The organism is Bradyrhizobium sp., from assembly GCF_035652035.1.
Classification (GTDB): domain Bacteria; phylum Pseudomonadota; class Alphaproteobacteria; order Rhizobiales; family Xanthobacteraceae; genus Bradyrhizobium.
The window spans coordinates 13,648-34,680 of sequence record NZ_DASREO010000105.1; the positions used below are offsets into that span (position 1 = coordinate 13,648).

A 21,033-nucleotide genomic window follows, 5' to 3' on the forward strand; every position below is an offset into this window, starting at 1 on the left:
CCTTAACGGAAACCAGAATGACCCTAGAAGCGACGACGGCAGAGGCAGGCCGCGATTTCATCCGCGATATCGTCCAGGCCGACCTGGATTCCAAAAAGCATAGCCTGATCGTGACCCGGTTTCCGCCGGAACCGAACGGCTACCTGCATATCGGGCATGCCAAGTCGATCGGCCTCAACTTCGGGATCGCGCAAGAGTTCGGCGGGCGCTGCCATCTTCGCTTCGACGACACCAATCCGACCAAGGAAGAGCAGGAATTCATCGATTCGATCCAGGCCGACGTGAAATGGCTTGGATACGACTGGGGCAAGGACCTCTTCTTCGCTTCCGACTATTTCGAAAAGCTCTACGAGTGGGCGGAAGGTCTGATCCGCGCCGGCCTCGCTTATGTCGACGACCAGACCCATGAGCAAATCCGCGTCAACCGCGGCACGCTGACCGAACCCGGGAAGAACAGCCCGTTCCGCGATCGCTCGGTCGAGGAGAACCTCGATCTGTTTCGCCGCATGAGGGCCGGCGAATTTCCAAATGGCGCGCGCGTGCTGCGCGCCAAGATCGATATGGCGTCGGGCAATATCAACCTGCGCGATCCCGTGCTCTATCGCATCCTGCACGCCCACCATCCGCGCACCGGCGACAAATGGTCGATCTATCCGAGCTACGACTACGCGCATGGCCAGTCCGACGCGATCGAGGGCATTACGCATTCGATCTGTACGCTGGAATTTGAAGACCATCGGCCACTCTATGAGTGGCTGCTCGACAAATTGCCGGTGCCGTCAAAGCCGCGCCAGTACGAATTTGCGCGTCTCAACCTGACCTACACGCTGCTGTCGAAGCGCGTGCTGACCATGCTCGTGCGCGACGGCCATGTGTCGGGCTGGGACGATCCGCGCATGCCGACGATCGCAGGCCTGAAGCGACGCGGCGTGCCGCCGGCGGCGCTCCGCGAATTCATCAAGCGTATCGGCGTTGCCAAGGCCAACAGCGTTGTCGATGTCGGCATGCTCGAATTTTCCATCCGCGAGGTCCTGAACCAGACCTCACAGCGCCGGATGGCGGTGCTACGGCCGCTCAAGGTCGTGATCGAGAACTACCCGGAAGGGCAGGTCGAGGAGTTAGAGGCCGTCAATCACCCAGACGATCCCAGCGCCGGCATGCGGCGCGTGGCGTTTGGCCGTGAGCTCTATATCGAGCGCGACGATTTCATGGAAAACCCGCCGAAGAAGTTTTTTCGCCTCTCCCCTGGCAACGAAGTGCGGCTGCGCTATGCCTATTTTATCACCTGCCGCGACGTGGTGAAGAATGCCGCCGGTGAGATCGTCGAGCTGCGCTGCACCTACGATCCTGCGACACGGGGCGGCAACGCGCCTGATGGACGCAAGGTCAAGGCGACCATGCACTGGCTCTCTGCGGCGCATTCAAAGCCGGCGGAAATCCGTCTCTATAGTCAGCTGTTTGCAAACCCGACGCCAGATGCGGCGAATTTCGCAGCCGACATCAATCCGCAGTCACTGGAGGTCCTGAGGGATGCGAGGGTCGAGCCTGACGTGGCCGGGTCGAATTCGACCGACGTCATGCAGTTCGAGCGGCAGGGCTATTTCGTGCGTGACGAGGATTCAACCGCCGATCATCCGGTGTTCAATCGCACCATCGGATTGCGCGACACGTTCGCGAAAGAGGTCGCCAAGGCCTAACGCTACCTGCGTTGCGGGGACGACTTGTCCAGTCCGGCCAACCGGACCCCGACCATATGGCGGGCCAGACGGTCCCTGGCCTTTTCTTCGATCAGGAGATTGATGAAGGCGAGGCGTTTTGGTTCGTCGTCTGCCTCTGCCAGGAGTTGGCGATACCGATCGTAGTTATACGCTGCGTCCGTTCCACTCATCGCTACCCCCGCAACAACTCGTGTAACGGAAGTGTTACGCTGCGCCGCCTGCGACGCAATCAAATAGTAAGTCAAACGACGGCTGCCATTTGATGCGTTGTGGATAACCAGCTTGCGTTGTCGTCTTCGCGGCGCGGCAAACGGAGGCTTCAGGTGAGGCGCTCGCGGATTTCGTCGCGCATCTTTTCGCGGAACGCCGCTCTGAGCGCGGGACGTTCCTTCTCGTCGACATCCCAGCGATCGAAGATATTGAAGTTCTCCAGGATCGGATGACGATCGCTCGCCATGGCGAGTATGGTCAGAAGCTTGTCGGCGGGGCCGCTTGGGCCGGTGACCTCCCAACGGCGGATGGTGTCGGCGCCTTCCTTCGGCGCCAGCCCGCAAAGCTTCGCCATGTCAGCGGCCGACAGCGGCTGGCCGATCGCTTCCCCCAGATCCAGACGAAGTTGTTTCAGTTCCGCGCCTGTCACGAATCCCGTTCCTTCCGCATGGTCGGCGGTCTCGACAACAATTGCGGCTTTCCTGCGAATTCCGCATCCGTTCGGCTTGTTGCCGGACCACCGCTCTAGGTAGCATGCCGCCCGCTGACGTAGCGTAGGGTGGCTGGATGGCTGAGCGGGGCAGGACGCCTGGCCGGGTTCAAGGCATTGCGGAGACCTGGCCGCCGCGCGGCGGGGCCAGAACCGGTGGTCTTGCCGCGGCGTCTGGCGAATGGCCGCGCATCTTCGAAAAGGTGCGCGAGTGGGTGCGCGCGGAAGCCGGCGCCGGGCGGCTGCTGCCGTGGGTGCCGATCGCCTTCGGAACCGGCATTGCTTTCTATTTTGCAGCCGATCACCAGCCGGTCCTCTCCGTGACCGTCGTCACTGCCGTAGTGCTCGGCATCGCGGCCTTCCTGCTTCGGCGCAACAAGGTCTTCCCTGCCGCTGTCATGGTCGCCAGCGTGGCGGCCGGTTTTGCAACGGCGACTTTCAGAACGGCGCACGTCGCGCATGAGGTGCCGGCAAGGCCGGCCTATTCGGTGTCGCTGTCGGGCTTTGTCGAAGCGCGGGATGTTCGCGAGCGGACCGATCGCTTCGTGCTGCGGGTGACGCAGATGGACGGCCCGCGCCTGCCGACAAAACTCGATCGTGTGCGACTGTCGGTGCGCAAGGGCGCGCTGCCCGAGGTCGGCAGCTTCGTCGAGATGAAGGCGCGTTTGCAGCCGCCGCTCGCGCCGCTAAGGCCAGGCAGCTACGACTTCAGCCGCGACCTGTTTTTTCAGGGTATCGGCGCCTCGGGCTTCGTCACCGGCAGTATCAAGGCCAGCGAGCCGCCGGTCGCTGGCGGCCTGTCGCTGCGCTACGCCGCCTTCATGCAGGATCTGCGCGATGCGATCGACGCGCGGATCCGCACCACTCTCGATGGCGACAAGCGCGCCATTGCGACCGCGCTGCTGACGGGCCGGCGCGATGCGATCACAACGCCCGTCAACGACGCGATGTTCATCTCGGGGCTCGGCCACGTCCTTTCAATTTCCGGCTACCACATGGCGGTTGTCGCCGGCGTCGTGTTCTTTGCAATCCGCGCGCTGCTGGCGCTGGTGCCGGTACTGACGGTGACCTATCCGATCAAGAAATGGGCGGCGGCCGCGGCGCTGTTCGCCGCCGCATTTTATCTCTTGCTGTCCGGGGCGGAAGTCGCGACCCAAAGATCGTTCTACATGACGGCCGTGGTGCTGATCGCCGTGATGGTCGATCGCCGGGCCATCACCTTCCGCACGCTGGCGCTGGCGGCCATTGTCGTGCTCGTGCTTGCGCCGGAAGCGCTGGTTCACCCGAGTTTCCAGATGTCATTTGCGGCGACGCTCGGTCTGGTCGCGCTGGTCCAGATCGGCATGCCGCGCCTGTTTGCAACGCCGGAGAATTCCGCGGCCGCGAAAGTCGCGCTGTGGGGAGGGCGCGAGCTCATGACTCTCACGCTGGCTTCACTCGTCGCAGGCCTTGCCACCACGCCGTATGCCGCTTTTCATTTTCACCGGGTGACGCCGTATGGCGTGCTGGCCAATCTGGCCGCCATGCCGGTCGTCTCCGCTGTCGTGATGCCCGCGGGCATGCTGGGACTTCTCGCCATGCCCTTCGGCTTCGACGGCTTCTTCTGGTGGCTGATGGGTATTGGCATCGATTGGATGATCGCCGTGACCGAGTGGGTCGCGGCGCTTCCTGGCGCCATCGGCCGGATCACGGCCTTCGGCGTCGGTCCATTGATCGTGTCCAGCCTGGGAATTGTGCTGCTGGGACTTTTGCGCACGCCGTTGCGATGGTCCGGGGCGGTCCTGCTGACGATCTCCGTGATTTGGGCGGTGGCGCTTCCGCAGCCTGACATCTTGATCTCCGGCGATGGCCATAACGTTGGTGTGCGCGGACGCGATGGCCGGCTGCATCTGATGAAGACCGGCAAGGACGCTTTTCTCGTCAAGGAGTGGCTCGCTGCCGATGCCGACGACCGGGACCCGAGCGCAGCGTCGCTTTCTGACGGGGTCTCCTGCGACGCCGAAGGGTGCGTAGCGCCGATGGCCGACGGCCGCTTTGTCGCGCGGTCGATCAGGCCTGACGGACTGGCGGATGACTGCGCGCGGGCGACGCTGATCGTGACGGCAACACCCGTTCCGCAGGGGTGCGGTGCCACCGTGATCGACTTGAAGCGGCTGCGGGCGCAGGGCGCCATGGCGCTGCGCTGGACGCCGCGCGGATTCAGCATCGATGCCGTCCGGCCGCGAGGCGTGAGCCGGCCGTGGGCGCCTTTCTCCGGTGAGGTCGAAGCCGAGACCGCTCCAAGCGCAGGCGCCACCACCCCAGCGCGACCGGCCGATGCGACGCCGGCAGAGTCCGATCTTCAGGCTGAGGATTGAGCTTCGGACTGAGTTTCCATGGGCATCTCATCCGCTGGATGCGCGCCGATCATGCTGGGCGAGACGGCGACGTGCAGCTCGAAAGCACCGAGGTGGAATTCGTCGGTCTCTGCGATCGCCTCGTCAGTCTCCACCGCCAAAGGCGGCGCCGAGGTCTGAACGAGGGTGAAGGACGCATCAGGAAATTGCGTCCAGATCGCGAGATCGTCGGCGGCAACCGTCAGCCACCCGAAGCGAAACATGTAGCGGCCAGGCTCGGTGACGTGTCCAACCTGTTGCCATGTGACCTTATTGACGGGCAATTTTGCCTCCCTCCCCAAATGGTGGCGCAAGGTTCGCGGCGGATCCTTCACTCCCGGACTGGCCGATCGAGCGCAACACTTTTTGCGTCCGCAGCTCGAAGGCATCGAGCTGCAACGCGAATGTCGTCAGCGCCAATTGCAACCTTTTCAATTCCCTGGAACGCGGGTCGTTCCAGGGATCGATGACGCGTGACGCACCAAGCCGAGCTGTGACCAAGCTGCTGACCCGCTCGTCAACCGGTGGTAATGGGCCTCGTTACGGGCGCGTTGGCGACGACAGGACGCGGCGTCGTGCGCTCACGCTGTTGCACGGCGGGCAGTTGCAACACGGTTGCCTGCTGGCCTTCGCGAAGCAGAGTTACCAGCACATGGCTGCCGTCCGGGAATTCGATCGTGTCGTGGTGCCGGTCGGGCAGGTGGCGGTCGATCTCGCCGAGCTTGCCGACCCGAAAAGCCGACCGCCGCGTCCAGAACCACCGGCTGTCGTATTTGACGTTGTCGGCGAAGGCGAGTTCGGTACCCGGCAACAGGCAGACCGCGACATCCGGCTCGCTCTCGGACGCAAAGCCCTTGGTGGACGTCCCGCGGAAAGTCGTGGTGATCAGTGTTTCGCCCGCTTTGGCGGGGCGGGTCGCAACAGCGTGCAGACTATAGTCACACATCGGGTGGCTCCTCAGTCGAGATAGCCGGCCGTGCGTCTCCGTCGAAAAGAGGCGCAGGCCTCCATCTAGGTGAACATCAGTGTGTGAATCTCTCGCCGCTTGGCGGCAATTCTGCGGCTTGCCTCAGGCGACCGGATCACAAATTTGTTTTGCAAAAGGCAAACGCCTTGCGGAACTTTTTTGTTCCTAAAAAACAAGCCGATGCGTGAGGCGAGGGACGGGCGTGCGTGCGGTCCAGTGCGATGAATTCGCAAACGAATCCGTCACCACACCTACGAATGTCTGAGGGCCAGGACGCTAGTATTTCCGGTACAGGCCGATCAGTTTGCCCTGAATCTTGACCCGGTTCGGCGGCAGGATGCGGACTTCGTAGGAGGTATTCGCCGGCTCCAGCGCGATCGACGCACCACGGCGGCGGAAGCGCTTGAGCGTGGCTTCCTCATCGTCGATCAAGGCGACGACAATATCGCCGGTCTCGGCTGTCTCGTTGCGCTGGATCAGCGCCATGTCGCCGTCGAGGATTCCGGCTTCCACCATGGAGTCGCCACGCACCTCGAGCGCGTAGTGCTCGCCCGATCCCAGCATGTCCGGCGGAACGCTGATGGTGTGGCTGCGGGTCTGTAGCGCCTCGATCGGCGTGCCGGCCGCGATGCGGCCCATCACCGGCACGGCGACGGGACGCTCGCCGTCATCCGCCGAACCGACGCTACCGCCGCCGCGAACCTTGCCAAGCGTCCCTTCGATCACGCTCGGCGTAAAGCCGCGCCGGCTGCTGCCGCCAGCGGTCGCCAGTTCAGGCAGCTTGATCACTTCAATGGCACGGGCGCGATTGGGAAGGCGGCGAATGAAGCCGCGCTCCTCGAGCGCGGTGATGAGGCGATGGATGCCAGACTTGGACCGCAGATCCAGCGCGTCCTTCATTTCGTCGAAGGAGGGCGGCACGCCCGACTCCTTCAGCCGTTCGCTGATGAACCGCAGGAGTTCGTATTGTTTGCGTGTCAGCATCTCGACCAGTCCCCAGGTTGCCGTCGTTCGCGTTGGAAAGGCCTCTGACCCTTGAGACTCCCGTCAGAGCGCCCGACTCCGACCAGGATCGACAAAGTTCAGAAACAAATCATGAACGAACACTATCTGTTCCATATGTGTTCCGCAACCACTTAATTTTTCGTCAACGACAAGTGCGCTTGCGCTGAGTGCGGGAACTTACTCGGCGGGCATCCTGAGGACGCGGCAGACAGAGCCCGATTGGGCTGCGGGCGCAAATGGCGGACGGATGAGAAGTGCCTGTGCCGCAGCGAGATTCCCAAGCAACGAACTGTCCTGATGATCGACCGGCGTTGCGATCAGCGCGCCGTCGTCGCGCATCGAAAGCCGTGCGCGCAAATAGTCCTCGCGCCGGTCATTGGCAGCCACATCGCGCCCGAGCAATGCCTGTTCGGTCGCGTGATGGATGATGAGTCGGCCGCAAAGTTTGCGAATCAACGGCACGAGAAACAGGTACGCGCACACATAGGACGACACGGGATTGCCGGGCAGGCCGATCACCCGCAAGCCGCCGAGCCGCCCGTGCATCAGCGGCTTTCCCGGCCGCATCGCGATCTGCCAGAAGGCGATCGTCACGCCTTCGGCATCGAGGGCGCGCTTGACCAGGTCATGGTCGCCGACGGAAGCGCCGCCGGTTGTGATCAGGATGTCGGCCCCTAGATCGCGGGCGCGGCGGATGCCGGCCGTGGTGGCGTCCAGGGTATCGGCTGCGATTCCGAGATCGACGACGTCAGCGCCTTCGGCGCGGGCGAGCGCGCGCAGCCCATAGCCGTTGGAATAGACGATCTGGCCCGGCCCGGGCGTCTCGCCGGGCATCACCAGTTCATCGCCGGTGGCAAGCAAGGCGACCTTCGGCCGCCGGTGAACCGGCAGGCGGGGATAGTTCATGGAGGCGGCCAGCGAGAGATCGCGGTCGGAGAGTGCGTTGCCGGCCTTCAGCAAGAGGTCGCCCTCGCGGAAGTCGACCCCGGCGCGGCGGATATGGCGTCCCACGACGGCGGCTTCGGTGACCGTGATGCCGTCGCCGTCGACCACAGTGTCTTCCTGAATGATCACGGCGTCGGCTCCGTCCGGAACCACGCCGCCGGTAAAGATGCGCGCGGCTTGCCCCGTCCCGATGACGCGGTCGAATGGCCGGCCAGCGGCGATCTCGCCGATCACCTTGAGCTTCGCTCCGGCCTGGTTGGCGTCCGCAGCGCGCACGGCATAGCCGTCCATGGCCGACATGGCTTGCGGCGGCTGGGTGCGTAGCGCCGCGAGGTCGCGCGCCAGGATCCGCTTGTGCGCGGAATCGAGTGCGACCAATTCCTCGGGCAGCGCCTCGGCCCCCGAAAGAACGGCGGCGAGGGCGTCGGCGACCGGCATCAATGCCAAGACAACACTCCGAAAGGCAAAACTCCGATAGCGGGCACTTCCAACGTCACTTTCCTAGATCCCGAGCGCCTCAAACGCCCTTGCCACATCGTCTGGCGAGGTGACAAGGACCGCCTTCAGGCCGCGTTGGCGAGCGCCCTCGATGTTCTCAGTGAGATCGTCGAAGAACACAATGCGGTCCGCCTGCACCCCGATCGCTTGCACGACGTGATCATAGGCTTCCGCGTCCGGCTTTCGAAGCCCGATGGCGGAGGACACGAAGATTTTGCGGAAATGCTTGAGCACATCGGCAAATTGACCGGAGAAATGGGCCACGTGCGGGGCATTGGTATTGGAGAAGGCGTAGAGCGGCAGGTGTTGCGCCGCACGGGCAAGGAGCTGATTGATACCGGGCATTTCGCCGACAAAGATCGCGTTCCAGCCCTCCATGAATTGAGCGTCGGAGATCTCGACGCCGAGGGACAGGCGCAGGCCGGCAAAGAAATCTTGATCGCTGATTTCGCCCTTTTCGTGCCGCTCATAGAGGTCATCCCGCAGGAACCGCCGTGCCAATTCCGCAGGTTCGCAAGCAGCGTGGCGTGCCCAGCATTGTAGCGTCCGGCTGAATTCGATGTTGAGCACCACGCGGCCGAGATCGAACAGCAGGGCGTCGGCATCGCCGGGCGCGAGAGGTGGATGGTTCATCTGAACATTTCGAGCCAGTTGGACTGAAGGCTGCTCCGGGCTAGTGGACCACTAGCCGCAGCGTCCGTTCAAATGCTTTTCAACGCTGAAAAGTCAATATCGATAAGGTGCGATGTCCAGGAGCGGGAAGGCGCTGAGGACGCTCGGCAGGTTGGTCGGCACGGCCTGATGAAGGTAGGATTTGTCGAGCTCGGAGAATTTGGTGACACCGAGCAGGCCAAGGCAGCGCACCACTTCGTCTTCGAGCAGTTCCAGCATGCGCACGATGCCACTTTCGCCGGCAGCCGCGAGCGCCCAGCACTGCAAGCGCCCGATCCCGACGAGATCGGCGCCCAGGATGATCGCCTTGACGATATCGCTGCCGCGGCAGAACGAGCCGTCGACCATGATTTTCGCGCGGCCTTTCACCGCGGCGACAATTTCAGGCAGCACATGCATGGAGCCGCGGCCGTGATCGAGCTGGCGTCCACCATGATTGGAGACGTAGATCCATTCCACGCCGTGATCGAGCGCGACCGTCGCATCCTCCGCGGTGGCAATGCCCTTGATGATCAGCGGGATCTTGAATTTGTCCTTGATGAGCTTGACGGTGCGCCAGTCGAGACCTTTCTGGAAGTCGCCGCCGGTGGCGCGCAAGCGGCTTTCGCGGACATAACGCTTGGCGATGTCGCGCTCGCGGCGGCTGTAATGCGCGGTATCGACCGTCAGGCAAAACGCCGTATAGCCGCAGGCGATCGCGCGGCTCACGCGGTCTTCGACAAAGGCGTCATCGCCGCGGACGTAAAGTTGATAGATGCGGAGCGCATCCGGCGCCGCCTCGGCGACCTTCTCCAGTCCTGGCTCCGTCACGGAGCTCAGCATATGGGCCGCGCCAAATCGTCCCACACCGCGGCTGACGCTGGCGCCCGAGCCGGCGGGATCGAATATTTCGAGCGCGCCGACCGGCGCCATCATGACGGGCAGGCGCAATTTGCGGCCGAACACCTCGGTGGTGGCATCGATACGCGCGACGTTGCGCAACACCCGTGGTCGAAAGGCGATTTCATCGAGCGCCATGCGGTTGCGGCGCATCGTGGTTTCTGTCTCGGCGGCGCCGATGATGTAGTCCCAGGCGTTCTGATTGAGATTGTCGCGCGCCTTGTTCACGAACTCATGCAGATTCTGGAACGGCTCGGCGCTGGCGCCGAGTTCAGTACTTGTCGGGATACGGGTGACTTCGTTCATTTTCTTCTCCTTGTATGTCCGACACGCTTGCCGCGGACGCCTTTCTTAAGGGGCAGGCAGTCGCCGCGCAAAACCCTTTGGCGCGGATCAGGAATGCCCGGCCGGCGTGAGCAGGCCAGGCCGGGCATACCCAAATCGCCGTGATTACTTCGCGTTGGACGCAATCACCGTCATTTGCCGGGCTTCGCGCTTGGCGACCATCTTGGCCGTGGTGGCGGCGTATTTCTTGAAATGATCGGTCTCGCGATGGGCCTTCAGCGCGGCTTCGTTGTCGTAGACCTCATACAGGAAGACGTGGTTCGGGTCGCTGTTGAGGTTGATGATGTCGAACCGCTTGCAGCCGGGCTCCTTGACCGATGCTGCGCCGTTCTCCTTGATCGCCGCCAGGAAGGCGTCGCGCTCGGCGGGCACGATATCAAGATCGACCGCATTGACGAACATGCCGGCCGATTGCGCTTCCACGCGCTGGCCGGCGGGCAGCAAGACGAGACAGGCCACCGAGATCGCAAGCGTAGCGGCGGCCGCAGAAATTGACTTGAACATGAGAAATCCTCCCCGATGTTGCCCCGGATTATTTCCGGTTGCCGGCGCATGGGTGCGGTTCTGGATGCATTGGCCGCGCGCCAAGCCTATCCATAACCTATTGCACGGGAGCCGGTAAGCCCGCCGCGGCCCCTCCATTCTTCCCTGCCGCTTCGCAAATTGCTAAGGCTGGTTCGCGTTTGGCGTGCAAGAGAGGAAACAGTCATGACAAAGATGATGGCCATTGCGGCCCTGGTCCTGTCCGCGTGCGGCGTGACGGCGGCGAACGCTCAAAGCATGAATCTTACCAGCGCCGAGGTCAAAGATGGCGGCACGATCGCCAATGAGCAGGTCTTCAAGGGATTTGGTTGCACCGGCAATAACGTCTCGCCGAGCCTGAGCTGGAGCGGCGCACCGAGCGGCACCAAGAGCTTTGCGTTGAGCATTTACGATCCGGATGCCCCGACCGGCAGCGGCTGGTGGCATTGGGTCGTGTTCAATATTCCGGCCAACGTCATGTCTCTGCCGAAGGGAGCCGGCGACGTGAAATCGAAGGGAATGCCAAAGGGAGCCATTCAGAGCCGGACGGATTTCGGCAGCGACGGCTATGGCGGTCCGTGTCCTCCGACAGGTGACAAGCCGCATCATTATCAGATCACGGTTTTCGCGGTCGATGTCGACAAGCTGCCCGACGCCAAGGACCACAATGCCTCCGCAGCGCTGGTCGGCTTCGACCTGCATTTCCATACGCTGGCCAAAGCAAGCTTGACGGCCACTTACGGCCGCTAGTGCGCGATTGACCGGCTTGGGCTGTCGCTGACAATCTCTCCCGGCAATGCTGACAAAGATCAGCTTTACCGCCGGGAGGGAATTCAATGATGCTTCGTTCAATCCAGATACTTGCCGCCGCCGCTTTCCTGATCGGCTCGGCCGCATCGGCTTCCGATATCCGCCGCGTCGTCGTCGGACTCGATGCCGACAACAAGTCGGTCGTGATGTTCGACACCCGGATGCCGCTGCAGTCCGGTCCCATGGGTCTGCAGGCGACCAATCTGTGGGTCACCAATTCCTATCCGCTCGGCTTCTCGTTCAAGGACGATACGTCGGCCATCCCGGTCGGCATCTCACCGCTCGATAACGGCACAAAATTCCGCGTGGTCGAGTTTCCGCCGCTCGATGCCGCCACCGAAGCCAAAATGGAACCGGGTTTTCTGATGAAAGCGGTCGGCCCGGTCGCGCCGGCGAGGGGAGTGCCCGTCACCCACCCGCTGATGCATCGGACGCGCAGCGTCGACTACGCCGTCGTCCTGTCCGGGGAGATCGACATGATGCTGGATAACAGCGTCGTCCACCTCAAGCCGGGCGATACGGTGGTCCAGCAGGCCACCAACCATGCATGGGTTAATCACGGAACCGAGACTTGCCGGATCCTGTTTGTGCTGATGGACTCCAGGCAGCCATAAGGCGGTCCGAATAAGTTGCGAGCGATTACAAATTGGACAGGTAAGGGATTTCCGGTTCTTTACGGTCCGCGAAACCCCTATAGTCCCGCTCCGTTGTGGCCATATATGCCGCAGAGGCGGTATTCGGCCCCGGTCGGCTTTTCGGGCCAATTTGTTGACGCTCTCAAAGCGGCCTCAATGATACCCGACAAGTGCCGCATACGACCGGTTTGAACGGAAAAACCCCATGAAGGTCGCCAGCCAGTCGATAAGGACCGGCGGCGCCAACCCAGAAGGCTCGCCAAATGCGAAAGAACTCCCTGTTTCTCCTCGGCACGGTCACGGGCATTTGCCTCACTCTGGTGATTGGCGGGCCGATCGGCCAGCAAATGGTGGCTGTCGCCAAGGCGAAGGTGGAGAACGACGTTTATTCGCAGCTCAATCTGTTCGGCGAAGTCTTTGAACGGGTCAGGAGCGACTACGTCGAAAAGCCGGATGATTCCCAGATGATCGAGGGCGCGATCAACGGCATGATCACCTCGCTCGATCCGCATTCGCGATACATGAACGATGCCTCCTGGCATGAGATGCAGGACACGACGAAAGGCGAGTTCGGCGGCCTCGGTATCGAAGTCACCATGGAGGATGGCCTCGTCAAGGTCGTCACGCCGATGGACGACACGCCCGCATCGAAAGCCGGAATCATGTCCGGCGATTTTGTTTCCCAGATCGACGACGAGAACGTGCAGGGGCTCACGCTGGAGCAGGCCGTCAACAAGATGAAGGGCCCGGTCGATACCAAGACCAAGCTCACGATCCTGCGCAAGGGCAATGATAACCCGATCTATGTGACGCTGACCCGTGAGATCATTCACGTCAGGCCGGTGAGCTTCCGCACCAATGGCGGTGATATCGGTTACATCCGGATATCTTCGTTCAGCGAGCAGACCGGCGACGAACTGAAAAAGGCGATCGCCGATATCCAGAAGCAAATCCCGTCGCAGACCCTGGCCGGTTATGTGCTCGACTTGCGCAACAACCCCGGCGGATTGCTCGATCAGGCGGTCTCCGTTTCAAGCGCGCTGATGGCGCGTGGCGAGGTGGTTTCGACGCGGGGGCGCCGCCCTGAGGAAACCCAGCGCTTTTCGGCGCGCGGCGGCGATCTCACCAAGGGCAAGCCGCTCGTCGTGTTGATCAATGGTGGTTCGGCTTCGGCCTCCGAGATTGTCGCTGGCGCACTGCATGACCACAAGCGGGCGACCCTGATCGGCACCCGCTCATTCGGCAAGGGCTCGGTGCAGACCATCATCCCGCTTGGCGGAGATCATGGTGCGCTGGCGCTGACGACGGCCCGCTATTACACGCCGTCGGGACGCTCGATCCAGGCGCAAGGCATCCTGCCCGACATCGAGATCTTGCAGGACGTGCCCGATGACATGAAGGGGCGCGTCGAAATGAAGGGCGAAGCCTCGATGCGCGGACATCTCTCCGCGGAAGGGGCCGAGCAGACCGGCTCGCAGTCCTACGTTCCGCCGAATGAGAAGGACGACAAGGCATTGGCTGCCGCCTACAACCTGTTGCGCGGCGTCCAAGTCAACGCCGGCGGGCCGGCAGCGACTGCCTCGAAGCCGACGGTGCCGAACTAGGAGTGATCTCAGGCGACCGCGGCCGGCCGCGAGCGGTGAGCGAGCAGGATTCGTCTCACCTCTTCAGCCGGCTTCGGTGCACTGAAGAGGTAGCCCTGCATCTCGGTGCAGCCTAATCCGCGCAGCAACTCCTGCTGAACCTCCGTCTCGACGCCCTCGGCCGTCGTCGTCATCTGCCTGGCTGCGGCGAGGCTCACCACCGCCTGCACGATGGACGAGCCGTTCGCCTCCGTGAGGTCGTTGACGAAGCAGCGGTCGATCTTGATCTTGTCGAACGGGAAGCGCTGCAAATAGCTCAGCGACGAATAGCCGGTGCCGAAATCATCGAGCGCAATCCGCACGCCGACGGCGCGAAGCTGGTGCAGAACCTCAAGCGCCGCATCGTCATCCCGGATCAGGACGGCCTCGGTGATTTCGAGTTCAAGCCGATCGGCCGGCAGGCCAGAATCTGCGAGTGCGGTGACAATCTTCAAGGCCAGTGTGCCGCTTCTGAATTGAACCGGCGAAACGTTGACCGCCACGTTGATGGCGTCAGGCCAGCTGGCGGCTTCCGCGCAGGCCTTCGCCAGCACCCATTCGCCGATCTCGTTGATGAGGCCGGTTTCTTCCGCGATCGGAATGAACTCAGCGGGCGAAACCATGCCGCGCTCGGGATGACGCCAACGCACCAGCGCCTCGCAGCCGGTAATCTTGTTGGTCTGAAGGTTGAGGCAGGGCTGGTAATAAACCTCGAGCGCGTCGTCGGCGATTGCCTTGCGCAAATCGATTTCGAGCTGCCGTCGCGCCCGGACATGGGCGTCCATCGAAGGCTCGAAGAAACGCCAGGTGCGCCGGCCGGCCGATTTGGCCGCATACATCGCCATGTCTGCGTTCTTGAGGATCTGATCGAGATCCGTCCCGTGCCGTGGGGCGATCGCGACACCGATGCTGGCATCGGACGTTACCTGATGGCCAAGACATTCGTAAGGAGCGCGGATGGTCTGCAGCGCGCGCGTGGCAAGATCGGCTGCATCGGCGGGGTCCTTCAGGGCGGTCTTAACGATGGCAAATTCGTCGCCGCCGAGCCGCGCCACGAAATCGGAACTTTCGATGCAGGCGCCGAGCCGCTGCGCCACCGACTTCAACAGCTCGTCGCCGGTCATGTGGCCCAGGCTATCGTTGACGCTCTTGAACTCGTCGATGTCGATATAGAGCACAGCCAGTTGGCGCTCGGGGCTCGCCTGCGCAAGCTCCTGCCGCAGCCGCTCGTGGAACAGGGCGCGATTGGGCAAGTCGGTCAGCGCGTCATAGTGAGCCAGATGCCGGATCTGCTCCTCGGCGCGCATGCGCTCCGTAATGTCGTCATGGGTGGCGAGCCAGCCGTTTTTCAGGGGCTGATTGACGATCTGGATCAGGCGGCCATCGCCGGTCTCGATCGTATTGCGGGTCGTCTTTCCGATCGCGACGTTGCGGCGGACGTTGGTGATAAACGCCTCGACGTCGCCCTTGAACGATCCGATTTCCGTCCGGTACAGGAGAAGATCGCGGAAGCTGAGGCCGGGCTTCACCACGTCGGCCGACAATCCGTACATCGCAATATAGCGCTGGTTGCAGACGACCAGCCGCTCCGAGGCGTCATACAGCAACAGGCCTTGCGACATGTTGTTGATCGCGGTGTCGAGGCGCTGCTTTTCGATCCTGTGTTGCTCCAGCAGCTTGCGAACGAAGAAAGACAACAGCAGTGCGATGGTGATCGCGGACAGGATCGCGATCACGACCAGAAAGCGGGTTTGCTCGCGCCAATCGGCCAGCGCGGCATCGACTGTCACGCTTGCAACGATCGCGATCGGGAAGCGCTCCAATGTATTGGCTGACGCCAAACGTTCCTGACCGTCGATCGGGCTCGTCAGACGCACCGAACCACGACCCGATGAGGAGGAGATGTGGCGGAAGATTTGGCTATCCCGCACATGGGATCCGATCATGCGCTCAATATGCGGGTAGCGCGCCAGCAGGATTCCGTCGCGCCGGTACACCGAAATCGCCGCGCCGTCACGAAGGACCACGGAGGCCAGGTATTTCTCGAGCGTAGCGGGCGCGACCGAGCGCGTGATGATTCCAGCGAACTCGCCGTTCGGTCCGGTCAGCCTTTGAGCGAGGATGGTGGTCCACCCGCCGGAGAAGACGCGGCCTCGAACGAGTTCGACCTGGATTGGCGTCTGCTCATTGCCGGATTGGAGCGTTTTGAAATAGGTACGGTCAGAAATCCTGACGTCCGGGACCGGCCAGACCTCGGAAGAGTTGACCAGATTACCATCAGCATCGAACACGGTGATGCCGGCCGCGTCGGAATAGGCGCCGACTCTGGTTCTGAGTTCCTCGTGCCATTCCAAGGTGGAGAGATTTCCTCTCAACAATTCGGAACTGATGCCGGTGGCGTGAAGCCGCGTGGCGATATCCTTCAGGACGATCGTGAAGTCCTCGAGCTCCTGATCGAAATGGCGGGCAATTAGCTGCACCGTGTTTTCGAGTTCGCGCTGATTGCTCTTCAGGGCCCGCTCGCGAAAATTGCCGACCATGAAAGTGGTGCCGACCGCGATCGCCGCGATCAGGAACGCTCCGCCACAGATGAGCGAGCGGATCGGGCCGCTTGAAAGAAAGGCCTTCAGGTCGAAGGAGCCGGTACTGTCTGCGGTCATTGCGATTGCCGTCACATTCCAATGCCGGCCAATTCCCCCAAGGCCGGCACGAACTCGTTACAGCAGCGGTGTGGAAGTGAGGTTAGCAATCGGGGTTAACCAGCGGTGAATCGCGCCCGCGGCGCCGACCAAAGGCCAGGCAGGCCCGGGCGGTAAATGCCGGATATGCGAGGCGCAATACGAAATTCGCCGCGATCAACTCGTCGCTGAAGTAGCGGATTCAGTTTCCGGCGCGGTAGTGTCCGGACTTACCGCCTGACTTTTCCACCAGACGAATGCCCTCGATGCGCACGCCGCGCTCGACCGCCTTGATCATGTCGTAGATCGTGAGGCAAGCGACAGAGACGGCGGTCAATGCCTCCATCTCGACCCCGGTCGGCCCGGTCACCTTGACGGTGGCGCGGACCCTGCACCCGGGAAGCTTCGCATCGGTTGAGATATCAAGCGTCACTTTCGACAGCGCCAGCGGATGGCACAACGGAATGAGTTCCGAGGTGCGCTTGGCGGCCATGATGCCGGCGATCCGTGCGGTGGCGAGCACATCGCCCTTGCTGGCATTTCCGGACACGATCAGCTCCAGCGTCGCCTTGCTCATGACGACGAGACCTTCGGCAACTGCGGTCCGCTCGGTCGCTGCCTTGGCGGACACGTCGACCATTCGCGCCTCGCCCTTGGCGTCGATATGGGTGAGGGCAGGTTTGGCCTTGTCCGACTTGGCTTTCGATGGCAGGCGCGTCATCGTCAGCCGGCCTTCGTTGCGCTGACCGTATCGCCGCGCGTGATGAGCGCCCGCGTCGCCGCGGCAACGTCCGCCTGCCGCATCAGGCTTTCGCCGACGAGGAACGTCGAGATGCCGACGCGCGCCAGTCGCGCCAGGTCGGCCGGCACGAAGATGCCGCTTTCGCCGACCAGCAGCCGATCCCTCGGGATCAGCGGCGCCAGCGCCTCGCTGGTCTCGAGCTTCGTCTCAAAGGTGCGCAGGTTGCGGTTGTTGATCCCGATCATCGGCGACTTCAGTTTGAGCGCGCGCTCGAGTTCGCTTCCGTCATGGACTTCGATGAGGACATCCATGCCATGGGTAATGGCGGCCGCTTCGATGTCCTGCGCCGCACTGTCTTCCAGCGCCGCCATGATGATCAGGATGCAGTCGGCGCCATGGGCGCGGGCTTCTGCTACCTGATAGGTATCGTACATGAAATCCTTGCGCAGCGCCGGCAGTTTGGTGGCGGCGCGCGCTGCGACCAGAAAATCGAGATGGCCCTGGAAGGAGGGCGTATCGGTCAAGACGGAAAGGCAGGCAGCACCGCCGGCTTCATAGGCTTGCGCAAGCTTGGGCGGATCGAAATCAGCCCGGATCAGTCCCTTGGACGGCGAGGCCTTCTTGACCTCGGCGATAAGGGCATATTCGCCGCGCGCGAGCTTGCTGCGAATGGCGGCGACAAAGCCGCGCGGCGCAGGCGCTGCCTTGGCGCGTGCTTCGAGATCGGCGAGCGGATAAGCGCGTTTGGCGGCGGCGATCTCTTCGCGCTTGTAGCTCTCGATCCGCTTCAGGATGTCGGACATGGGAAGCGCACGCCTAGCTGTTGGAGACCGCAATGAGCTGTTTCAGCCGCTCGGCTGCCGCGCCCTCGTCGAGCGATCGGGTGCCAAGCGCCAGGCCTTCTTTCAAGTCTTTGGCGCGGCTGGCCACGACCAGCGCCGCTGCGGCATTGAGAAGCGCGACATCGCGATAAGCGCTCGGCTGGCCGGCCAGCACCTTGCGCATCGCAGAAGCGTTGGCTTCGGCGTCGCCTCCCTTCAGCGCTTCGCCCGCGACTCGCTTGAGGCCGACATCTTCCGGCGAGACCTCGAAAGAACGGATCGCGCCTTTTTCAAGCGCCGCAACAAAGGTGGGGCCGGTGAGGGTGATCTCGTCGAGACCATCCGACCCATGCACCACCCAGACCGATTCCGATCCAAGGTTTTTCAAAACCTGCGCGAGAGGTTGCACCCATTGCCGCGAGAACACGCCGACCATCTGCCGCGTGACGCCGGCAGGGTTGGACAGCGGACCCAGGAGATTGAAGATCGTGCGGGTGGCGAGCTCGACTCGGGTCGGGTTGACGTTCTTCATCGCCGGGTGATGGGCGGGCGCAAACATGAAGCCGATGCCCGCCTTGGTCACGCAACGGCTGACCTGCTGCGGCGTGAGATCGATCTTGACGCCGAGCGCCGCCAGGACATCGGCTGCGCCTGAACGCGAGGACAGCGCGCGATTGCCGTGCTTGGCGACAGGCACGCCGGCGCCTGCAACGATGAAGGCCGCGCAGGTCGAGACATTCACCGAGCCCGAACCATCGCCGCCGGTACCGACGACGTCGATCGCATCCGCCGGCGCCTCGACTTTCAGCATCTTGGCGCGCATTGCAGAAACAGCGCCGGTGATTTCGTCGATGGTTTCGCCGCGAACGCGAAGCGCCATCAACAGCCCGCCCAATTGCGACGGCGTCGCCTCACCGGACATCATCCGGTCGAAGGCGGAAGCTGCCTCGTCGCGCGACAGCGTGGCTCCGGTAGCGACCTTGGCGATGATAGATTTGAGATCGTCCATCAGATGCTTTCAGAAAAACGGAAACGGCCTTCGGCGCTCAAGGATCAGTTGTTGCTGCTAGCTCCGGTCGCTTGCGCGAAGGCGCCTTCGTTGACGCTGGTGCCGATCTCCGATTCCAGCTTGGTGATGTATTGGGCGAGCAACTCGTCGACCTGCGTGCGCTGAACGGCTTCCTTCAGCTTTTTCATTTCTGCGGACGCAAGATCGGCTGCCGGCGCCGTGACTTCGGTGACGCGGAAAACGACCCAGCCGTTTGCGGTGGGGTCGGGCGTCTGTCCGGCGGAATCCTTGGGCGTTCGGAATACAGCCGCGACCACGCCGGCGTTAAGGCCCGGCAGGGTTGCGTCGCGCTTGAAGTCCTTGGCCGTTTCGACGCTTAGTCCCGCCTGTGCCGCTTCATCGGCGAGCTTGCCGCCCTGGTCGAGCTTTTTGACCATCTCGGTCGCCTTGTCGCGCAAGCGGCTGGAGACCTGGTCGGCGCGCCACTTGGCCTCGACCTGATCCTTGACCTCGTCGAGACTGCGCTCATGCGACGGGGTGATGCCAAGAACGTCGTACCAGACATAACCGCCGTTAAAGGAAATCGCGTCGTTATCGACGCCCACGTCGCTGCCAAAGGCCTGCGAGACGACATCGAGCCCGCGCGGAATGTCCTTCGCCGGCTGACCGTCGGGCGTGCGGCCCGAGCGATCGACGGCATCGACGGTCACGGCTTTCAGGCCAAGCTTCTGCGCGGCTTCGACCACGCTTGCCCCGCCGCCGCGCTCGTCTTCCATCTTGTCGCGCAACTCGCCGATCTTGGCGCGCGCCCGCTCGCTCGCAATATCCTGCTTGATCTGCGAGGCGTGGCCTTCATAGGTCGCCTCGGCCCCCGGCTCGATCTTGCCGACCTTGACCAGCGCAAAGCCGAACTTGCCTTGCGCGGGCTGGCTGACCTCGCCGGATTGCAACGAGAAAGCTGCGTCCGCAATCGCGGGATCGCCGATCGCGGATTTCGCGATGAAGCCGAGGTCGATATCGGACGGGCCAAGCCCGCGCTCCTTGGCGATATCTTCAAACGACGTACCCGATGCAATGCGGTTGCGGGCGGCGGTTGCGTCCTCCGCGTTCGGGAAGGTGATTTGCTGGACCTCGCGCTTCTCGGGCGTGTTGAGCTTGTCTTTGCGCTGCTCGAAGACCTTCTTGGCGTCTTCGTCGGAGACGTTTTCCCATTTGCCGATTTCATCGGGCGTCACGGCGACGAAGGAAATCTTGCGATATTCGGGTGCGCGGAACAGCGTCTTGCGATCCTCGAAATAGGCAGCGAGCGCCTCCGGCGATGGCGGGTCAATGGTTCCGGCCTGGGCCGCTCCAAGCTTCACGTATTCGATCGAGCGCTGCTCGTTCTGGAAACGCGCCAGCGCTTCCAGCTCCACGTTCGAAGGCTCGAAGCCCGCCGCGACCGAGCCCGCAATCTGACGCCGCAGCATGATGCGCCGCTGCTCAGCGAGAAAGCGCTGCTCACTGTAGCCCATTTGCCGTATCAGGCCCTGGAAGCGTTGCGGATCGAACGATCCGTTGACGCCCTTGAAAGCAGGATCGTCCATGATCGACTTCAGGGTCTCTTCGTTCGATTGACCGAGCCCGAGCCGCCGCGCTTCTTCGTCAAGCGTGGTCTCTGCAATGGTTTGCTGAAGCACCTGCCGGTCGATACCCAGCGCGCGGGCTTGGTCCGAACTCAGCGGGCGGCGGTACTGGCGGCCGATCTGCTGCAGGCGGTCGGTGTAGATCTGACGGAACTGTTCGGTCGATATCTCGGTGCGTCCAACCTTGGCCAATGTCGATTGTCCAAAGCCCCTGAAAATATCGGCGATACCCCAGATGCCGAAACTGATGATCAGGACGCCCATCACAACGGCCATGACAATTTTGCCGAGCCAGTTTGATGAGGCTTTGCGCATTCCTCGAAGCATTGGGTCCAACTTGTTGGCAGGAGGGAACCGGCGGCTGCCCTCGGAATTCGTTTCGAATGCCGAAAAAGGGCGTCACCGGATTGATAACGCATCATAAAGTGGCGGCTGCCTGCTCGCAACCAGCGCGTCACCTCATTG

At 62.6% G+C, this 21,033-nt stretch carries 19 protein-coding genes; 5 read left to right on the forward strand and 14 right to left on the reverse strand.

Going from position 1 to position 21,033, the window contains the following annotated elements; all coding sequences use genetic code 11:
• The first annotated feature begins 17 nt into the window (after positions 1 to 17).
• Positions 18 to 1,697, forward strand: a complete 1,680-nt coding sequence (locus VFB05_RS29940; RefSeq protein WP_325019368.1) for a glutamine--tRNA ligase/YqeY domain fusion protein — start codon at positions 18 to 20, stop codon at positions 1,695 to 1,697.
• A 2-nt stretch (positions 1,698 to 1,699) separates the two neighbouring features.
• On the opposite strand, the gene VFB05_RS29945 is transcribed toward VFB05_RS29940, so the two are convergent.
• A complete protein-coding gene (locus VFB05_RS29945) occupies positions 1,700 to 1,888 on the reverse strand; it encodes a hypothetical protein (protein WP_325019370.1) in 189 nt (62 codons plus the stop codon).
• 149 nt (positions 1,889 to 2,037) lie between these two features.
• Positions 2,038 to 2,358 (reverse strand): hypothetical protein, encoded by a 321-nt coding sequence (locus VFB05_RS29950; RefSeq protein WP_325019372.1) that lies wholly within the window; start codon positions 2,356 to 2,358, stop codon positions 2,038 to 2,040.
• Between the two features lie 137 nt (positions 2,359 to 2,495).
• Here VFB05_RS29950 and VFB05_RS29955 point away from each other — a divergent pair, with 137 nt between their 5' ends.
• Positions 2,496 to 4,775 (forward strand): ComEC/Rec2 family competence protein, encoded by a 2,280-nt coding sequence (locus VFB05_RS29955; RefSeq protein WP_325019373.1) that lies wholly within the window; start codon positions 2,496 to 2,498, stop codon positions 4,773 to 4,775.
• Here the strand turns inward: VFB05_RS29955 and VFB05_RS29960 are convergent.
• From VFB05_RS29960 to VFB05_RS29990, 7 genes are all read right to left on the reverse strand, one after another.
• Positions 4,760 to 5,077 (reverse strand): hypothetical protein, encoded by a 318-nt coding sequence (locus VFB05_RS29960; RefSeq protein ID WP_325019375.1) that lies wholly within the window; start codon positions 5,075 to 5,077, stop codon positions 4,760 to 4,762. The genes VFB05_RS29955 and VFB05_RS29960 overlap by 16 nt on opposite strands.
• Before the next feature lie 233 nt (positions 5,078 to 5,310).
• Complete coding sequence (locus VFB05_RS29965) at positions 5,311 to 5,739, reverse strand: hypothetical protein (protein WP_325019377.1); 429 nt, start codon at positions 5,737 to 5,739, stop codon at positions 5,311 to 5,313.
• Positions 5,740 to 6,036: 297 nt separating this feature from the next.
• Positions 6,037 to 6,744, reverse strand: a complete 708-nt coding sequence (lexA, locus tag VFB05_RS29970) for a transcriptional repressor LexA (protein ID WP_325019379.1) — start codon at positions 6,742 to 6,744, stop codon at positions 6,037 to 6,039.
• A 198-nt stretch (positions 6,745 to 6,942) separates the two neighbouring features.
• Positions 6,943 to 8,157: a gephyrin-like molybdotransferase Glp gene (glp, locus tag VFB05_RS29975; RefSeq protein WP_325019381.1), complete on the reverse strand. Its 1,215-nt coding sequence runs from the start codon at positions 8,155 to 8,157 to the stop codon at positions 6,943 to 6,945.
• Between the two features lie 54 nt (positions 8,158 to 8,211).
• Complete coding sequence (locus tag VFB05_RS29980) at positions 8,212 to 8,841, reverse strand: HAD-IA family hydrolase (RefSeq protein ID WP_325019383.1); 630 nt, start codon at positions 8,839 to 8,841, stop codon at positions 8,212 to 8,214.
• Between the two features lie 93 nt (positions 8,842 to 8,934).
• Positions 8,935 to 10,065, reverse strand: coding sequence for an alpha-hydroxy acid oxidase (locus VFB05_RS29985; RefSeq protein WP_325019385.1), 1,131 nt, complete (start codon positions 10,063 to 10,065; stop codon positions 8,935 to 8,937).
• A 144-nt stretch (positions 10,066 to 10,209) separates the two neighbouring features.
• Entirely contained in the window at positions 10,210 to 10,608 is a 399-nt protein-coding gene (locus VFB05_RS29990) for a putative quinol monooxygenase (RefSeq protein WP_325019387.1), read from the reverse strand.
• Positions 10,609 to 10,821: 213 nt separating this feature from the next.
• Here VFB05_RS29990 and VFB05_RS29995 point away from each other — a divergent pair, with 213 nt between their 5' ends.
• From VFB05_RS29995 to VFB05_RS30005, 3 genes are all read left to right on the forward strand, one after another.
• Positions 10,822 to 11,376 carry a YbhB/YbcL family Raf kinase inhibitor-like protein gene (locus VFB05_RS29995; RefSeq protein ID WP_325019521.1) on the forward strand — a complete coding sequence of 185 codons (555 nt, stop codon included), beginning with the start codon at positions 10,822 to 10,824 and terminating at the stop codon, positions 11,374 to 11,376.
• Positions 11,377 to 11,462: 86 nt separating this feature from the next.
• On the forward strand, positions 11,463 to 12,050 hold the full coding sequence (locus tag VFB05_RS30000; RefSeq protein WP_325019389.1) for a cupin domain-containing protein: 588 nt from the start codon (positions 11,463 to 11,465) through the stop codon (positions 12,048 to 12,050).
• Between the two features lie 284 nt (positions 12,051 to 12,334).
• Entirely contained in the window at positions 12,335 to 13,675 is a 1,341-nt protein-coding gene (locus tag VFB05_RS30005; RefSeq protein ID WP_325019392.1) for a S41 family peptidase, read from the forward strand.
• 8 nt (positions 13,676 to 13,683) lie between these two features.
• Here VFB05_RS30005 and VFB05_RS30010 read toward each other — a convergent pair whose 3' ends face one another.
• The 5 genes from VFB05_RS30010 to VFB05_RS30030 all read right to left on the reverse strand — a co-directional run bounded on the left by VFB05_RS30010 (position 13,684) and on the right by VFB05_RS30030 (position 20,895).
• Complete coding sequence (locus VFB05_RS30010; RefSeq protein WP_325019394.1) at positions 13,684 to 16,353, reverse strand: bifunctional diguanylate cyclase/phosphodiesterase; 2,670 nt, start codon at positions 16,351 to 16,353, stop codon at positions 13,684 to 13,686.
• Between the two features lie 220 nt (positions 16,354 to 16,573).
• On the reverse strand, positions 16,574 to 17,092 hold the full coding sequence (gene moaC, locus VFB05_RS30015; RefSeq protein ID WP_325019397.1) for a cyclic pyranopterin monophosphate synthase MoaC: 519 nt from the start codon (positions 17,090 to 17,092) through the stop codon (positions 16,574 to 16,576).
• A gap of 2 nt (positions 17,093 to 17,094) precedes the next feature.
• Complete coding sequence (trpC, locus tag VFB05_RS30020) at positions 17,095 to 17,916, reverse strand: indole-3-glycerol phosphate synthase TrpC (protein WP_325019399.1); 822 nt, start codon at positions 17,914 to 17,916, stop codon at positions 17,095 to 17,097.
• A gap of 13 nt (positions 17,917 to 17,929) precedes the next feature.
• Complete coding sequence (trpD, locus tag VFB05_RS30025) at positions 17,930 to 18,943, reverse strand: anthranilate phosphoribosyltransferase (protein WP_325019401.1); 1,014 nt, start codon at positions 18,941 to 18,943, stop codon at positions 17,930 to 17,932.
• A gap of 44 nt (positions 18,944 to 18,987) precedes the next feature.
• Entirely contained in the window at positions 18,988 to 20,895 is a 1,908-nt protein-coding gene (locus VFB05_RS30030; RefSeq protein ID WP_325019403.1) for a SurA N-terminal domain-containing protein, read from the reverse strand.
• Positions 20,896 to 21,033 lie beyond the last annotated feature (138 nt).

Coding starts and splice junctions, on each gene's coding strand:
- VFB05_RS29940 (WP_325019368.1), top strand. CDS start 18: ATGACCCTAGAAGCGACGACGGCAGAGGCAGGCCGCGATTTCATCCGC.
- VFB05_RS29945 (WP_325019370.1), bottom strand. CDS start 1,888: ATGAGTGGAACGGACGCAGCGTATAACTACGATCGGTATCGCCAACTC.
- VFB05_RS29955 (WP_325019373.1), top strand. CDS start 2,496: ATGGCTGAGCGGGGCAGGACGCCTGGCCGGGTTCAAGGCATTGCGGAG.
- VFB05_RS29965 (WP_325019377.1), bottom strand. CDS start 5,739: ATGTGTGACTATAGTCTGCACGCTGTTGCGACCCGCCCCGCCAAAGCG.
- lexA (WP_325019379.1), bottom strand. CDS start 6,744: ATGCTGACACGCAAACAATACGAACTCCTGCGGTTCATCAGCGAACGG.
- VFB05_RS29980 (WP_325019383.1), bottom strand. CDS start 8,841: ATGAACCATCCACCTCTCGCGCCCGGCGATGCCGACGCCCTGCTGTTC.
- VFB05_RS29985 (WP_325019385.1), bottom strand. CDS start 10,065: ATGAACGAAGTCACCCGTATCCCGACAAGTACTGAACTCGGCGCCAGC.
- VFB05_RS29990 (WP_325019387.1), bottom strand. CDS start 10,608: ATGTTCAAGTCAATTTCTGCGGCCGCCGCTACGCTTGCGATCTCGGTG.
- VFB05_RS29995 (WP_325019521.1), top strand. CDS start 10,822: ATGATGGCCATTGCGGCCCTGGTCCTGTCCGCGTGCGGCGTGACGGCG.
- VFB05_RS30000 (WP_325019389.1), top strand. CDS start 11,463: ATGATGCTTCGTTCAATCCAGATACTTGCCGCCGCCGCTTTCCTGATC.
- VFB05_RS30005 (WP_325019392.1), top strand. CDS start 12,335: ATGCGAAAGAACTCCCTGTTTCTCCTCGGCACGGTCACGGGCATTTGC.
- VFB05_RS30010 (WP_325019394.1), bottom strand. CDS start 16,353: ATGACCGCAGACAGTACCGGCTCCTTCGACCTGAAGGCCTTTCTTTCA.
- moaC (WP_325019397.1), bottom strand. CDS start 17,092: ATGACGCGCCTGCCATCGAAAGCCAAGTCGGACAAGGCCAAACCTGCC.
- trpC (WP_325019399.1), bottom strand. CDS start 17,916: ATGTCCGACATCCTGAAGCGGATCGAGAGCTACAAGCGCGAAGAGATC.
- trpD (WP_325019401.1), bottom strand. CDS start 18,943: ATGGACGATCTCAAATCTATCATCGCCAAGGTCGCTACCGGAGCCACG.
- VFB05_RS30030 (WP_325019403.1), bottom strand. CDS start 20,895: ATGCTTCGAGGAATGCGCAAAGCCTCATCAAACTGGCTCGGCAAAATT.